The sequence below is a fragment of the Alkalidesulfovibrio alkalitolerans DSM 16529 genome, assembly GCF_000422245.1.
In the GTDB taxonomy this organism is placed as follows: domain Bacteria; phylum Desulfobacterota; class Desulfovibrionia; order Desulfovibrionales; family Desulfovibrionaceae; genus Alkalidesulfovibrio; species Alkalidesulfovibrio alkalitolerans.
In genome coordinates, this window is sequence record NZ_ATHI01000010.1 from 17,137 (window position 1) to 31,535 (window position 14,399).

Annotated in this window: 16 protein-coding genes; 7 read left to right on the forward strand and 9 right to left on the reverse strand. The window is 61.2% G+C overall.

Going from position 1 to position 14,399, the window contains the following annotated elements:
- Positions 1-469: 469 nt before the first annotated feature.
- Together coaBC and DSAT_RS05785 are read right to left on the reverse strand one after the other, a co-directional pair.
- Positions 470-1,699: a bifunctional phosphopantothenoylcysteine decarboxylase/phosphopantothenate--cysteine ligase CoaBC gene (gene coaBC / locus DSAT_RS05780; RefSeq protein ID WP_020886657.1), complete on the reverse strand. Its 1,230-nt coding sequence runs from the start codon at positions 1,697-1,699 to the stop codon at positions 470-472.
- A gap of 6 nt (positions 1,700-1,705) precedes the next feature.
- The gene (locus DSAT_RS05785; RefSeq protein WP_020886658.1) at positions 1,706-2,251 is read right to left on the reverse strand and encodes a hypothetical protein; all 546 of its coding nucleotides are present in this window, start codon (positions 2,249-2,251) and stop codon (positions 1,706-1,708) included.
- 126 nt (positions 2,252-2,377) lie between these two features.
- Between DSAT_RS05785 and queA the strand changes: the two genes are divergently transcribed.
- Genes queA through DSAT_RS05810 form a run of 5 tightly spaced genes read left to right on the forward strand, consistent with a single transcriptional unit; the run spans position 2,378 to position 6,132 of the window.
- Complete coding sequence (queA, locus tag DSAT_RS05790) at positions 2,378-3,499, forward strand: tRNA preQ1(34) S-adenosylmethionine ribosyltransferase-isomerase QueA (RefSeq protein ID WP_020886659.1); 1,122 nt, start codon at positions 2,378-2,380, stop codon at positions 3,497-3,499.
- Between the two features lie 36 nt (positions 3,500-3,535).
- The gene (locus tag DSAT_RS05795) at positions 3,536-3,772 is read left to right on the forward strand and encodes a 4Fe-4S dicluster domain-containing protein (protein ID WP_020886660.1); all 237 of its coding nucleotides are present in this window, start codon (positions 3,536-3,538) and stop codon (positions 3,770-3,772) included.
- Complete coding sequence (locus tag DSAT_RS05800) at positions 3,772-4,827, forward strand: 3-methyl-2-oxobutanoate dehydrogenase subunit VorB (protein WP_020886661.1); 1,056 nt, start codon at positions 3,772-3,774, stop codon at positions 4,825-4,827. The genes DSAT_RS05795 and DSAT_RS05800 overlap by 1 nt, the downstream gene beginning before the upstream one ends.
- A gap of 4 nt (positions 4,828-4,831) precedes the next feature.
- On the forward strand, positions 4,832-5,590 hold the full coding sequence (locus DSAT_RS05805; RefSeq protein WP_020886662.1) for a thiamine pyrophosphate-dependent enzyme: 759 nt from the start codon (positions 4,832-4,834) through the stop codon (positions 5,588-5,590).
- Complete coding sequence (locus DSAT_RS05810) at positions 5,590-6,132, forward strand: 2-oxoacid:ferredoxin oxidoreductase subunit gamma family protein (protein WP_020886663.1); 543 nt, start codon at positions 5,590-5,592, stop codon at positions 6,130-6,132. Before DSAT_RS05805 ends, DSAT_RS05810 begins: the two co-directional genes overlap by 1 nt.
- A gap of 436 nt (positions 6,133-6,568) precedes the next feature.
- On the opposite strand, the gene DSAT_RS05815 is transcribed toward DSAT_RS05810, so the two are convergent.
- Positions 6,569-6,814, reverse strand: a complete 246-nt coding sequence (locus tag DSAT_RS05815) for a hypothetical protein (protein WP_040370873.1) — start codon at positions 6,812-6,814, stop codon at positions 6,569-6,571.
- Between the two features lie 1,004 nt (positions 6,815-7,818).
- On the opposite strand from DSAT_RS05815, the gene aroE reads away from it, so the two are divergent.
- On the forward strand, positions 7,819-8,652 hold the full coding sequence (aroE, locus tag DSAT_RS05820) for a shikimate dehydrogenase (protein ID WP_020886665.1): 834 nt from the start codon (positions 7,819-7,821) through the stop codon (positions 8,650-8,652).
- Positions 8,653-9,080: 428 nt separating this feature from the next.
- On the opposite strand, the gene DSAT_RS05825 is transcribed toward aroE, so the two are convergent.
- Positions 9,081-10,799, reverse strand: coding sequence for a LysM peptidoglycan-binding domain-containing protein (locus DSAT_RS05825; protein WP_020886666.1), 1,719 nt, complete (start codon positions 10,797-10,799; stop codon positions 9,081-9,083).
- Between the two features lie 171 nt (positions 10,800-10,970).
- Here DSAT_RS05825 and rlmB point away from each other — a divergent pair, with 171 nt between their 5' ends.
- Positions 10,971-11,753, forward strand: a complete 783-nt coding sequence (gene rlmB, locus DSAT_RS05830; protein WP_020886667.1) for a 23S rRNA (guanosine(2251)-2'-O)-methyltransferase RlmB — start codon at positions 10,971-10,973, stop codon at positions 11,751-11,753.
- A 175-nt stretch (positions 11,754-11,928) separates the two neighbouring features.
- Here rlmB and fliQ read toward each other — a convergent pair whose 3' ends face one another.
- From fliQ to DSAT_RS05855, 5 genes are all read right to left on the reverse strand, one after another.
- The gene (gene fliQ, locus DSAT_RS05835) at positions 11,929-12,198 is read right to left on the reverse strand and encodes a flagellar biosynthesis protein FliQ (RefSeq protein ID WP_020886668.1); all 270 of its coding nucleotides are present in this window, start codon (positions 12,196-12,198) and stop codon (positions 11,929-11,931) included.
- Positions 12,199-12,209: 11 nt separating this feature from the next.
- Positions 12,210-13,004 carry a flagellar type III secretion system pore protein FliP gene (gene fliP, locus DSAT_RS05840; protein ID WP_040370875.1) on the reverse strand — a complete coding sequence of 265 codons (795 nt, stop codon included), beginning with the start codon at positions 13,002-13,004 and terminating at the stop codon, positions 12,210-12,212.
- The gene (gene fliO / locus DSAT_RS05845) at positions 12,940-13,317 is read right to left on the reverse strand and encodes a flagellar biosynthetic protein FliO (RefSeq protein ID WP_020886670.1); all 378 of its coding nucleotides are present in this window, start codon (positions 13,315-13,317) and stop codon (positions 12,940-12,942) included. The genes fliP and fliO overlap by 65 nt, the downstream gene beginning before the upstream one ends.
- On the reverse strand, positions 13,310-13,840 hold the full coding sequence (fliN, locus tag DSAT_RS05850; RefSeq protein WP_020886671.1) for a flagellar motor switch protein FliN: 531 nt from the start codon (positions 13,838-13,840) through the stop codon (positions 13,310-13,312). The genes fliO and fliN overlap by 8 nt, the downstream gene beginning before the upstream one ends.
- Before the next feature lie 63 nt (positions 13,841-13,903).
- A complete protein-coding gene (locus DSAT_RS05855; protein WP_020886672.1) occupies positions 13,904-14,392 on the reverse strand; it encodes a flagellar basal body-associated FliL family protein in 489 nt (162 codons plus the stop codon).
- Positions 14,393-14,399: the final 7 nt, after the last annotated feature.

Below are 14,399 nucleotides of genomic sequence, written 5' to 3' on the forward strand. Positions count from 1 at the left end.
TCGCACACGGGCCAAAAGGCCACTGTGCCCGATGGCCAGGCGAGGTGCTTGAGCAGCCTAGTCCATATGGCGCGGCGCGCGGCACTGGGAGAATTTCCGAGGTCCTCGTGGAGTTCCCAGTAGGTGAAGACGACTCTTGGAGATTTGCAGACGCGTTGCAGATACGTATCCCACGGGGGGGACAATTCACCTTCGTGAACTGCCAGGGGGAAAGCGTTTCGCGCTGGTCTGACAGGACGGGAAGCAAGGCTTGCGGACGGTTGCTGTCGAGCCCTTTCCAGATTGCCGGTGCGGGCCGTGCGCCCGGTTGACGCCGCGCCCTCGTGATCGACCCGTCGTTGCTGCGGCGCGGTCCCAGCGGCCCTTTCCCGAACATGACCAGACGCGCTGACCGGCGTACCGACCGGAGCAAAACCGTAGAGGAATCGCACGCCGAGTTCGCGCCAGGGGCGCAGGAATTCGGGCAGATCTAGAGCAGCGAAACGTGATCCCATATGCGCCACGCAACCTCTGGCTTAGGCAGTACTGGCCAGGATTCCTCCCTGCCCGCTCGGTCGAGGAGAGTGATGCGGTTGGTCGAGGTTTCGAACCCCGACTCGGGCACACCCACGAGATTGGCGACGAGGAGGTCGCAATTCTTGCCTACAAGCTTCGCGCGGGCGTTTTCGGCCAGCGACGAGGTTTCGGCAGCGAACCCGATGAGGGTCTGTCCGGACTTTTTGCTTTGCCCCATGTTCAGCAGAATGTCGGGGTTCTCTTCCAGATCGAATCCAAGCTGACCGCCCTGGGCAGTCTTCTTCTTGAATTTCTCTGCGCCGTAGGGGATCGGCCTGAAATCGGAGACCGCAGCAGTGAGGCAGGCGATGTTCGCGCCAGGCCACAGGGCGAGCGCGGCCTCGTGCATTTCGCGCGCCGAAACCACACGCACGACGCTGATCCCGGACGGCAGTCGCGCCTCGCAGGGGCCGACAACAGCCGTAACCTCGGCCCCGCGCAGCCATGCCGCCGCGGCCAAGGCCGCGCCCATGGCTCCGGACGAGGAGTTGGAAAGAAAACGCACGCCGTCCCACATCTCGCGTGTGGGCCCGAGCGTCACGAGCACCCGCTTGCCCGCGAGATCGCCGGGGCCAGCCGCGCGCAGCACGTGATAAAGGATTTCCTCGACGTCGGGCAGCCTTCCCTGTCCCTCCTCCCCGCAGGCCATGCAGCCCAAGCCGGGTTCGAGGCAGATGCACCCGCGCCGTTTCAGCGTCTCCCAGTTCTCGCGGGTGGCCGGGGCCTCCCACAGGCGCTGGTTCATGGCCGGGGCGATGACGAGCGGGCCGCCGAAGGCAAGGGCCTGAGTGGAGGCCATGTCATCGGCCAGACCGTGGGCGAGCTTGGCCAGGGCATTGGCCGTGGCAGGAACCACAGCCATGACGTCCGCGTTCTGGGCCGGTTCGAGATGGCCGAACACGTCGTGCGGTTCGCCTCCCTCGTCTGCCCACAGGCCGCCGTAGACCGGTGTGGCGCCGAGCGATTCGAGGAGCAGCGGACGCACGAAACGCTGCGCGGCACGGGTCAGCGTCGCCCCGGCATTCATGCCGGATGCAAGCAGCATTCGCAACAATTCCGGAGTCTTGCAAATGGCGACGCTGCCGTGCGCCAGCAAGTGCGCACGCTTGCCCCCGAAATTGGTGAAAACAGGCAACGCGCGCATGGGCACCTACTGGGTCAGAGTCCTGTTCGTGGGTTGCTGTCCGCCGTAGGGCGGGGAGCTGTCCTGCGGCGAGGAACGCAGGCGTTCTTCCGCCTGGACTTTGAGCTCGACGATCTGCAACTCCACGCGGGTGTTGGTGAAGCTCTGGTCGATAACCTTGATGACCGCGCGCTTGCGTGGCTTTTCGAATATGAGGTCCGAGGTCTCGGCCTTCATGACGTACACGTTCTTCCAGCCGTCCTTGGTCATGTTCTCGATGAAGAAATTGACCAGGCTGAGGTGTTCGAGTCGCCCGTTGAAAGTCTGGAAACCGATCTTGAAGTCGCTGGTCTCCATGACCATGGAGCGTTTGGAATCGTACTTCAGATCGCGATGGATGAGCACGTCGTTGAAATCATAATAATAATGAACCTCTTGATACTCCTCTCCTCCCGCGCCATCGCCGCCCTGGCCGCCCGTGCCGGGCGTGGTGGATTTGAGGGTGCATCCAGGGAATACCAGAAAAGCGGCCACCAGCAGGGCCGCCAAGGGAAGCGCGCGTTTCGCTTGCATGCCCGATGTCCTCCTTGTCGTCCGTCACATGTTGGGCTATGCGGGTGCGCGACGAACAATCCTTCACGAACAGCTCGTCGGGCAACCACTGAAGCCCGTCGATACCTTAGGTTCCGACAAAGCGCAATGAAACCCGATCTCATCGCAACGACCGACGAGGCCGATCTCCTCCTCGAAAGTTACGACTTCGAACTGCCGCAGGAGCAGATAGCCCAGCACCCAGCCGAGCGTCGCGACGCCTCGCGGCTGATGATCCTCGACCGCAGCCGGGACAAGGTTGTCTCGGCGCGTTTCGCCGACCTGCCGGACATCCTCGCCGAGCGCCTGCCAGACGGCGCGCTGCTGGTGGCCAACGACTCGCGCGTGGCGCCTGCGCGCGTCATGGGCGCGCGCGAGACGGGCGGCCGGGTCGAAATGCTCCTGCTAACGCCCCCTCCTCTGCTCCGGCCAAGTCCTGGCGGCGCGTCCGATTGGACAACCGCACGGGCCGAAGCCCTGCTGCGCGCCTCGAAGACTCTCAGGCCCGGCGAGACCGTGCATTTCGGCGAGGATCTCGCGGCCCGGATCGTGGCCAAGGGCGAATTCGGCCGCCACGAGATAGAGTTGTCGTGGCGTGGCGAGCTCTCGGTCGTTCTGGAGCGGTGCGGCGCGATCCCCCTGCCGCCCTACATCCGGCGCGATCCCGGAGTCGAGGACGCGACGCGCTACCAGACCATCTACGCAGACCCCCAAAAAACCGGCTCCGTGGCCGCGCCCACGGCCGGACTGCACTTCACCCCCGTGATCAGGGAGCGGCTCGCCCAGCGAGGCTTCGAATTTGCCTTCGTGACCCTGTACGTGGGCTACGGCACTTTCAGCCCGGTACGAGCCAAGGATCTGCGCGAGCACCGCATGCACGCGGAATACATCGAGATACCCGAACAGACAGCCGGGATGATCCGCACCGCCAAGATGGAGGGCCGCCCGGTCCTGGCCGTGGGCACCACCTCGGCCAGAACCCTTGAAGGCGCCTTCCAGGCGAGCGGAGAAATCCAGGCCTTTGCCGGGTCCACCGACATATTCATCACGCCAGGCTATCGCTTCAGGGTCGTGGACCACATGCTCACGAATTTCCATCTCCCTTTATCTTCGCTGATAATCATGATATCGGGATTTGCCGGACGAGCCCGCGTACTGTCCGCCTATGACCAGGCGGTTCGGGAAGGATACCGATTCTTCTCCTACGGCGACGCCATGCTCATCCTCTAGGCCGAAAGGCCATACCGCCCTATTGGAGTCCATACTATGTCGCGCATCGTCATTCGCGAGGAACGCTGCAAAGGCTGTCTCCTGTGCACGGTGGTCTGCCCCAAGGAGATCATCGCGCAATCGGAGCGATTCAACGCCATGGGCTACAAGGTCGCCGAAGTGCCCGAAGGCCGCATGGAGGAGTGTACGGGCTGCGCCTCCTGCGCAAAGGTCTGCCCCGACTACTGCATCACGGTTTTCAAGACCGAAAAGCCCGCCAAGGAGAAGAAGTGATGGCAGAGCGCATCTTCATCAAGGGCAACGAAGCCATCGCGCACGGCGCGCTGGCCGCCGGGTGCGTCTGCTACTTCGGCTACCCCATCACCCCGCAAAACGACATCCCCGAGTTCATGTCCACGGCCATCTGCGAGGCAGGCGGGCAATTCGTGCAGGCCGAGAGCGAGATCGGCGCGGTGAACATGCTGCTGGGCGCAGCCGCGGCCGGAAAACGGGCCATGACCTCATCGTCTTCGCCGGGCATGTCGCTCAAGCAGGAAGCCATCTCCTACATGGCGGGTTCCGAACTCCCGGGCGTGATCGTGAACATGAACCGCGGCGGTCCCGGCCTTGGCGACATCGGCCCCTCGCAGGGCGACTACTTCCAGGCCGTGAAGGGCGGCGGGCACGGCGACTACCGGACGCTGGTGCTGGCCCCGGCCACCTGCCAGGAGGCCTACGATCTGACCATCGCCGCCTTCGACTTGGCATTCGCCTACAAAAACCCCGTCCTGATCCTCGGCGACGCCATCCTCGGCCAGATGAAGGAACCCGTGACGGCTTGGAAGCCCGAGGCCCGATCGGCCGACGAGGCCGCGTCCTGGCGCCTGAGCGGCGCCAAGGGACGGCCCAAGCGGCTCATCAAATCGCTGTTCCTGGAAGACGGCGCGCTTGCGGGCCAGAACCTGCGGCTCAAGGAAAAATACGAGCGCATGAAGGCCGAGATCCGCTTCGAGTCCTTCCAGTGCGAGGATGCCGAACTCGTGGTCGTGGCCTTCGGCAGCATCGGCCGCATTGCCAAAAGCGCTGTGCGCACCCTGCGCGCGGCCGGTTTCAAGGTGGGGCTCTTCCGGCCCATCACTCTCTTTCCCTTCCCGAGCGAGGCCCTGGCCGAGCTCGCCAGGCAGGGCAAACGCTTTTTGACCATCGAACACAACCTGGGTCAGATGGTGGAGGACGTGCGTCTGAGCGTGCTGCCCCACGCCGACAGCGCCTTCTTCGGCGTGATGCCTGGCAACCTGCCCATGCCCGACGACTTCGAGCAGCCCATCCGCGACTGCCTGGGAGGATAGGATCATGACTGAAAAATGCGTCTTCGATGTGCCCCAGAGCGTCATCGACCGGGCCACACACTACTGTCCGGGCTGCCAGCACGGCACCATCCACCGCCTGGTGGGCGAGGTGCTGGACGAAATGAAGCTGCGCGAGGATACACTGCTCGTCAGTTCCATCGGCTGCTCGGTCTTCCTCTACAATTACCTCGACGTGGACGCCGTGGAGGCGCCGCACGGCCGCGCCCCGGCCGTGGCCACGGGCGTCAAGCGCGCGCGGCCCGACAATTTCGTCTTCACCTACCAGGGCGACGGCGATCTTGCCTCCATCGGCCTGGCCGAGATCGTGCACGCCGCCAACCGGGGCGAACGGCTCTCCGTGGTCTTCGTCAACAACACTGTCTACGGCATGACCGGCGGTCAGATGGCCCCCACCACCATGGTGGGCCAAAAGACCACCACCTGCCCCTCGGGCAGGTGCCCCGAGTCGCAGGGCTTGCCCATCCGTATGTCCGAGATCATCGCCCAACTCGGCGGAGTGGCGTATTGCGCGCGCGTGGCCGTGAACACGGTCAAGAACCTGGGCCAGGCCAAGAAGGCTCTGCGCCGCGCCTTCGAGGTCCAGGCCACGGGCCAGGGCTTCGGCTTCGTGGAGTTTTTGGCCACCTGCCCCACCAACTGGCGCATGACCCCGGTGCAAGCCAACGAGCGCATCGCGGCCGAACTGATCCCCTACTTCCCCCTGGGCGTGTTCAAGGACGCCCCCAAAGAGGAGTGCGCGTAATGTACCAGGACGCCATCATCGCGGGATTCGGCGGGCAGGGCGTGCTGCTCATCGGAAATCTGCTGGCCTACGCAGGCATGCACGCCGGGCTCAACGTGACCTACATCCCGGTCTACGGGCCGGAGATGCGCGGCGGCACGGCCAACTGCACCGTGGTCCTCTCCGACGACGACATCGGCTCGCCCATCATCCATTCGCCCGTGAGCACCATCATCCTCAACCGTCCCTCGCTGGACAAGTTCCAGCCCCGACTCAAGGACGGCGGATTGCAGGTCGTGAACACCTCGCTGATCGACCCGGCGCTGATCGAGAAGGACCGTGTGCGCACCGTCGCCCTGCCCTGCAACGACATCGCCAACGAGCTGGGCAACCCCAGGCTCGTGAACATGGTCGCACTCGGGGCTTACGTGGCGGCCACGGGCTGCATCCCGCTCAACTCGGTGGAAGAAAGCCTGCCGAGCGTGATTTCAGCCCACTACAGCCACCTGATACCCAAGAATGCAGCCGCGCTGAGGGCGGGCGCCGAGCGCGCCGCCGCTTGACGCGGATAAACTCCATCCATGCCAAGTTGGAACGGCGCGGTCTGTACGGATCGCGCCGTCTTTTTTGCCCAAACCCTCCGCTCGGCTGCTGCCGCCAAACCGTTTCAGGGCGGCAGGCCGCGAATCAATCCGCCAGCGCCAGAATAGGCCTGTAAACAGGGCCAGAACAGCGAGAGCCCGCCTGCGCAAGGCATACCCTACATTTTGGTGTAAAAACGCGGCAGAAGACGGTTTACGCGAGCGGCCTTCACGGCATGGCGAATCTTCATGATTTCAGAAGGATATCAGGCTGGGCGGAAAGTCATGTTCTCGCATGCCTCCAATGGAGGCCGAATCCTGCGCTGGGCAGAATGAACAGCCTGAAGAAGTACGTAGAACCCCGGGATCAGACTCCCGCTATACTCGGCAGAGAGGAGAAAGGCGATAACAGAAAACGTTACTCCTGTTCGGCCACTTTGCCGCGCGTGCGGCGTGGCCGGGCATAGCCTTCGTCGATGACGGCGGCAACGGCCTGACCGAGATCGGCAACAACCTTGGCGCGGAGCTTCTCGGCGGCGGCATTCTGTCCGTGCTCGCGCAGATAGAGCACGCTTTTGCGCTGGGCAGCATAGTCCTCGAGTGCGGCGACCAGTCGGGTCATGCTCGTTCCGGCCAACTCCTCCGCCATGCGGGCGGTTTTCACGCATCTTTCCATTCGCATACCCTTTGTTTGACAGAATGTTCGAGCACGGATACAAAAAAATTGACATCATTTCAAGCCGCTGATGCGCCGGCATGGCGCTCACATCGGACTGCGCCACGGGCGGCTCGTGGGTGATTCCCGGCGAGAGGCGGGCCGGGCATAACAACAGCGCAGCATCCTATGCGCAACGCATGATGGCGAAAGCAATTTGAAATTCGTCAGGTTCACAGATTACAAGAAAATCGACCAACCCTCCGAAGCTGCGCACGGTTCAACCCTACTGCCAACAAAATCTGGAAAAAAATCGACACTGAAAATTATGCTTTTCAAGACTCCAAAATTGGCGGAGGAACCGGAAGCAAGGACCAATTCTTTTCGATGGCAACAGTGAACAGAGGATACAAAATAATGAACCCTACTTCCTATCACAATTTTCTGAAATAAATAACTAAAATTGATTTAGTAAAAATTATGGATGAATCAAGTGAAAATCTAAATTAAAACATTTGACGGCAATTTCATGGGCAAAAATAAAATGAAAAATGAATATTTATGCAGTCAGTTTTTCTTTCAATCAAATGCCGTCTGGAACATTAGTACTGGTAGCCGAAACATAAAAACCTGCCAGAATAAGAAATCATAATCACTCCGCTGCAACCTGTCGACCATGACGCGATGGACAGAAGTCCCGTCTCAGCGGAAGCAAGCGCATGGGGATAAGAGGGTGTGAATTAGTTGCTTCATAACTGAGCGTATATCGTATGCAAAATAGACAGTATTCCTACTGGCGATAAAAAGCTTGCCTGAAAATATCAAATTGACGCATGCTGTCGAGGAAGATCAGGCCTTGGATCACGGCGATACGAAGGCGCAATACGGGCAAAACGGGATATTCGGACATCAATGGACATACAGATGGACTTCAGCACGCGAGTTTCTTTCGATTATTTTAGCTTCAGCTTGTAATACTAATCGTTTGATTTGACAGAACAGGGGAAGCACGTATGTTAAAAAATTTTTTAGTTTTTGAAAAAATCTGCGGAATCATCGGCCATCCCCTCGGCCACACCATGAGCCCGACGCTGCACAACGCCATGTTCCAGCACATGGGGCTACCGTTCGCCTACGTTGCCCTGCCTACGCCCCCGGACAAATTGATAGAAGTCGTCGCGGCGGTACGTGCGTTGCCCGTACATGGCCTGAGCGTGACCATACCGCACAAGGAGCCGGTTATAAGCCTGTGCGACGAGGTATCCTTGCGAGCGCAGCGCATTGGGGCGGTAAACACGTTGTATTGGCGCGACGGAGGGCTCCACGGGGAAAATACCGACATCATAGGATTTTGCGCCCCTCTCGGAGAACTCGGACGGAGCATCCGCAGCGCATTGGTGCTCGGTGCCGGAGGCGTGGCACGCGCGGCCATCGCCGGACTTCAGGACATGGACGTGGCGAACGTGGCCGTGAGCAACAGGGACGTCACGCGCGCGCAAGGTCTGGCCGACGAGTTCGGCTGCACGGCCGTGATGTGGGACGTACGTGGTGAAGTGGACGCGGATATCGTGATCAACGCGACTCCTCTAGGCATGAAAGGCGAATTCGAACGCAACAGCCCCTATGACGCGTCGTGGTTCAAAAGCGGAATGCTCGCCTACGATCTGGTCTACAATCCCCAGCAGACGCTATTTCTGCGCCAGGCCCAGGCGGCCGGATGCACCATCGTTGACGGGTTGGCCATGTTTCTCGGCCAAGCTGCCGAGCAGTTCCGGCTTTGGACCGGCCGCGAGATGGACGTAGAGTTCGGCAGGAGCGTCTGTCTGCGAGCCTTGCGGGATTTCTGAGAACCTAAAAGCCACCCCGGAATACCCGTTTCCCCGCATTTCCCGGCATAAGTGTGCGCGGGTCTTTTGGCTCGAACCTGCCAATGCGCACGCCCGCCCCTCGTCTCTTCAACATACTGTGATGCATAGCATTTTAGATTCATATCGACAAAAATGCAGAAAGATCAGGCTGCCGGCCCGCGTCCGAATCAAGTGCCATACATTCCAGACTACAAGTAGGACGTATTGGAAATTCAGTATGTATTACAAAAATATATTCAATTTTACTCATTGTATTTTTGATTTTGAATACAAATATTTATTAAATATGAATACCGTATCAGACACAGAACAACCCTTATCGCATATGCGAAAAAATTACTAATGATTTCAGATGGATAGGAATGGAAATCGAGAGGGTCCGGGCGCACCTCTCCCGTCGCGGAGAACTACGGGAGTCGGATTCGGATTTCCTGGCCGGGCCGCAGGACGGAATTCCGGTTCAGGCTGTTCCAAGCGAGAAGATGGGAGGGATTGACGTTGTACTTGCGAGCGATGCCCCAGATAGTGTCGCCTTGCTGGACACGATAGGTGATCTCGGAAAGCGTTTCCTTGGCCCGCGCCTGTTGTTCACGGGTCTGGGCCTCGCCCGCGCCCGGGATGTACAACCGCTGCCCGGCCTTGATCCTGTTGCCATTGGAGAGGCCGTTGGCTGCGAGCAGGCTGTTCAGGCTCACGCCATGGCGCTTGGAGATGGACCACAGGGAATCACCGGATTTGACGATGTAGTTGGAGCGTTTGGCGGCCAAGGCCCGGGTCGCGGCTGTCCTGGACTCTGCGTTGGCCACGGCTGATTCCGCCTGAGCGGCGCGTGATCCGGAAGGAGCCGCGGCGATGTTTGCATTCGCGCCTTGCGCGGGGATCATGACTGTCTGCCCTGGGTGCAGCGTGCTGGACAGCCCGCGATTGAGCGTCCTCAGGATGTTGATGGGCACCTGATGGCGACGCGAGATCGCCCACCAGGAGTCGCCGGAGCGAACGGTATAGGTCGCATAGCCCGCGAACGGCCGCGCTTCGGGCTTGGCCAGATATGCGTTGGCGTGGGCCACCTTCTCCGAGGGAAGATAGATGGGCGTCTCCATTTCCGGTGGGCTGACAGTGCGGCGAAAAGCCGGGTTCAGCGCCTCGAACTCGGACCAGTCGAGTCCCACGGCCTTGGACAAGGCGAGTAGATCGGTGCCTCCGGGGACGTTCAGACTGGCTATGTCGGGATCATGGTTCCAATCGATGGGCTCAAAACCGAGCTCTTCGAGGTGGAGGATGATTTTGTTGATAGCCATAATCTTGGGAACATACTGACGCGTCTCGCGCGGCAAATGGCTTCCCAGACGGCAAATCTCGAAGAAATCGTCGCTGCCGCTGTTACGGATGGCCCTCCCGACGCGGCCCTCGCCGGCGTTGTACGCGGCCAGGGCCAGATGCCAGTCGCCGAACATCCCGTAGAGCACGCTCAGATAGTCCATGGCCGCATGGGTGGCCATGTACGGATCGCGACGCTGGTCTATCCACCAGTCCACGGTCAGGCCGTACTTGCGCCCGGTGAAGGGCATGAACTGCCACATGCCGACGGCCCCGGCGCGCGAGACGGCCCAAGGGTTGTACCCGGACTCGGCGAAGGGCAGGAAGATGACGTCGTCGGGCAGTCCCCGCTCGCGCACGACCTGACGGACATAGGGGAGATAAATCTTGGCCCGTTCGAGCCAGCGTTCGAAGGAAACTCGCCCGCGACGCGACTTCCCGTTCTCGTCGGTCGCGGTGAAAAATTTGAAGAAGTTGACGAAATCCTGGTTCTCGCGCTGACTCAGAGTCAACGTAATGCCGTCGTCGGCTGAAAGAACCTTCTGCTGCTCGGGGGTCAGCGCGTCATCGCTAGCCTCCGCAGCCTCCTCGGCGCTGAAATCGACGCCGTCGCGCGCGTCGGCTTGGGTCGGCTTGGCCTTGGAGGCTTTCGCCACCTGCGCGGGGGGGGCATCAGGACCGACGGTATGGGTGGCGCACGCGGTGACGAACAGCAGCGCCGCGATGACCATCAGGATACGCAGAGAACCGCGCCTGACGCAGACCTTCGCGGAGTTGCGGAACGAACGTGTGTGCTCTGGAAAAATCATTTCAACCCGGTATGTTACAAGCTTAGTATCTTCAGTTGCAGTTGCGGCGCACCACTAGGACAGCACGGCGTGCGGGCCGAATGCTGCCCTCTGCTAGCCTAAATCGCGAACCGAGGCAAGCACGACGTGACCAGTATACGTCCCGGCCCTGTTTGCTGTAGAACAGCTCGCATGACGGACACGCCACACTTTCATGACGAACAACCGACCATCCTCGCGGGCCGGCACCCCGTGGAAGAAGCCCTGCGCGACTCGCCCGGACGGGTGCTGAACGTGCTCGTCCTGCGCGGCCACAAGGGCGGCCCCACGGACCGCATCCTCGACGCCTGCCGCGCGTCCGGAGTCCGCTTCAAGCTGGCGGAAAAGGCCGAACTCGATCGGCTCTACAAAGGGCCGCACCAGGGCGTGGTGGCCTTGCTCGCGCCCATGGAGAACGTCACTCTCGACGACCTGACTACAGCCATGGAAAAGGCTCCCCTGCCGCTCATCGTCGCCCTGGACCAGGTCCAGGATCCCCACAACGTGGGCGCGCTGGCGCGGACCCTGCTAGCACTGGGCGGCGCGGGCCTGATCCTGCCCAAACACGGCGCTGCGCGGCTCGGCCCAGGGGCGCTCAAGGCCTCGGCCGGGGCGCTTTCGCGCCTGCCCGTGGCCCGCGTGACGAATCTCGCCCAGGCGCTCGACGCATTGGCCATGCACGGGCTGGAAATCCATTGCGCCTCGACCGGCCCCGGCGCGACAAGCTGCTACGAGGCGCGGCTCGATCTGCCGGCCGTGCTCGTCTTGGGCAACGAGGGCCAGGGAGTGCGTCCTGGCGTGGCCAAGCGCTGCGGATCGCGCCTGACGATCCCCATGACGGGAGGGTTCGATTCGCTGAACGTGGCTCAGGCCGGAGCCATCCTCATCTCGCACTTTGCGCGCGCGGCCTTGCAACCGCGCGGCTCAGGCCGTTGAAGAAGTCCCATCCGCTGTGCTGCCGCAAAAAGTTCACACCCTCGCGGGCTGTACTACGCGTCGGCCGTGAACTTTTCTTGCGCCTTGCATCCGGAGCCTTTTGACCGGCCCGCGAAATTGAATTCACGAGCAACCTCAGCCGCTCATCGGCCCGGCCTATCTCATTTCGTGCGAACTACCTGATGTAATTTGGAAAATTCATAAATATCTCACGCGTGTAAGCCGTCATCTTGTTCATGATCCACGGGAACGAGATGAGGAGCGCGATGAACATCGCGACGATTTTGGGCACGAAGGAGAGCGTCATCTCTTGAATCTGGGTCGCGGCCTGAAGCACGCTGACGAGGACGCCGACGCTGAGGCCCACGGCCAACATGGGCAGGGCGATGGTCAGAGCCAGCTCGATGGCCTGGCGGGCGAAACCAATCACGAATTCCGGGGTCATGCGAAGCCTCCTCAGGCGAAACTGTTGACCACGGACCCCACCAGGAGGTTCCAGCCGTCAACCATGATGAAGAGCAGGATTTTGAAGGGAAGCGAGACCATCACCGGCGGCAGCATCATCATGCCCATGGCCAGAAGAATACTGGCCACCACCATGTCCAGGATCAGGAACGGAACGTAGATCATGAAGCCGATGGTGAAGCCCGTCTTGATCTCGGAGATGACGAAGGCGGCCACGAGGAGCATGGTCGGCACCTCGTCCTTGTTCTGCGGGCGCTCGATCTTGCTGATGGAGTAGAAAATCGAGAGGTCCTTTTCGCGCGTGTGCTTGAAGAGGAACTCGCGCAGCGGAACCTGGGCACGATCGAGAGCCTCGGTGAAGCCGATGGTCTCGTCCATGTAGGGTTGCAAGGCTTGTTCGTGGATCTGCTTGCCCACGGGCATCATGATCAGAAAGCTGATGAAGATGGCCAGGCTGGCCAGGATCTGGTTGGGCGGCATCTGCGGCGTGCCCATGGCCTGGCGCATGAAATGGAAGACGATGATGAGCCGCGTGAAGGAAGTCACCGTCAACATGATGGCGGGGGCCAGCGAGAGCACGGTGAGCAGGAACAATATCTCGAGCAGCAGCGAGACCTTGCCCGGCTCGGCCTGGCCGCCGGCCAGGGTCATGGTCAGGGTGGGGATGTCCTGGGCCAGGACGGGTGCTGCGAAGAGCAACGCCGCTAGGGCGGCGAGAAGACTAAGGCCCGCCCTGGTCGGCTTTGTCCATGGCTTTCTGGAAGGACTGCGGTCCGTCGCGGTCATCGTTGTCGTCCACTTCGTGTAAAAGGTTGATGCTGTGGTCGGTGACCCCAAGCACCAGCCTCTTATTCAAGAAGCGGACCACCGCGACGCCGCGGCGCGGTCCGAGCATCAACTGGCTTTCGAGTTTCAGCCCCCCGCGCGAAGCGCCGAGCCCGGCGCGCGGGCCGTAACGCTTGAGCAACCAAAAGCCCGCGTACAGAACGCCCAATAGCAAGAGCAGCGCTCCGCCCACGGTCATCAGGTCACCCAGGCCCGGGCCCGCACCGGTGGCGAACGGCGCGGACGAGACAACGGTTTCGGTGGCGTTAGCCAAGCTGTTTCACCCGTTCGATGGGGCTGATGATGTCAGTCAGCCGGATGCCGAATTTCTCGTTGATGACCACGGCCTCACCGCGCGCCACGAGCTTGCCGTTGACGTAGATCTCCAGCGGCTCGCCCGCGAGCTTGTTCAATTCAACCACCGACCCTTGGCCCAGCTGCAAAAGCTCGTTGATCAGCAGCTTGGTCCGCCCAAGCTCGGCTGAGACCTCCAAGGGAATGTCCAGGATGAAGTCCAGGTCGCGCTTGGAGCCGTCGTGACGGGGCGCCTTGGCCTCCTGCGTCAAATCCTTGAACTCGGCCTTGCGGCTTTTGGAGGAGAGGTAATCCTGCTCCTTTTCCTTCTTCAGCCCAGTCTCTTCCTGATCCGCCAGCGCGGCGGCCCATTCGTCGGCCAGACCGGCCTCGTCGCCGGAACCGCTCTCGCCGGTCTCGGGGGACTCGTCCTCGGGCTCGTCAGCCAGGGCCTTGGCCCATTCCTCGGCGAGCTTGTCTTGATCGATGTCGTCGGAAACCATGTCCGCACCTCGTTCGTTCTGCCGGAACACGCCCGGCGTCATTGGGAGGGCCGTAGGCCCTGTCTACTGCACGACCATCTCGGTGAAATAGACCCGCAGCACCTTGGGACCGCCCAGAACCTGATTCAGACGCTCCACAATCTCTTTGCGGAGCAGGATCTGCCCCTCGGTTGTCCCGATATCGTTGTAGGTTTTGCTCGAAAGCAGCAGGATCACCGCGTCACGCACGCGCGACTCGTTCTGCTTGAGTTCGTTAACGGTTTTCAGGTCGACGACTTCGACGTCCATGCCCAGCTTCAGATAGCGGCGGCCCAGCGGATCGGCCAGGTTGACCACGAAGGTGGGCAGCGTGACCAAATCCTTGTAGCCCTTGACACTCTCGGGCGCAGGCGCGGCCGCCTCACCCGCCTTTTCGCCGGAAGGAGAGGCGAAAAACGTGACGTAGGCGAAATAGCCGCCGCCTGCCAAGCCCAGGATCAACAGGGCGAGGACAATCCATTTGATGAGGCCCTTTTTCTTCTTCGGGGCTTCTTGCTGTTCTTCTTCGGCCATTGTCCGT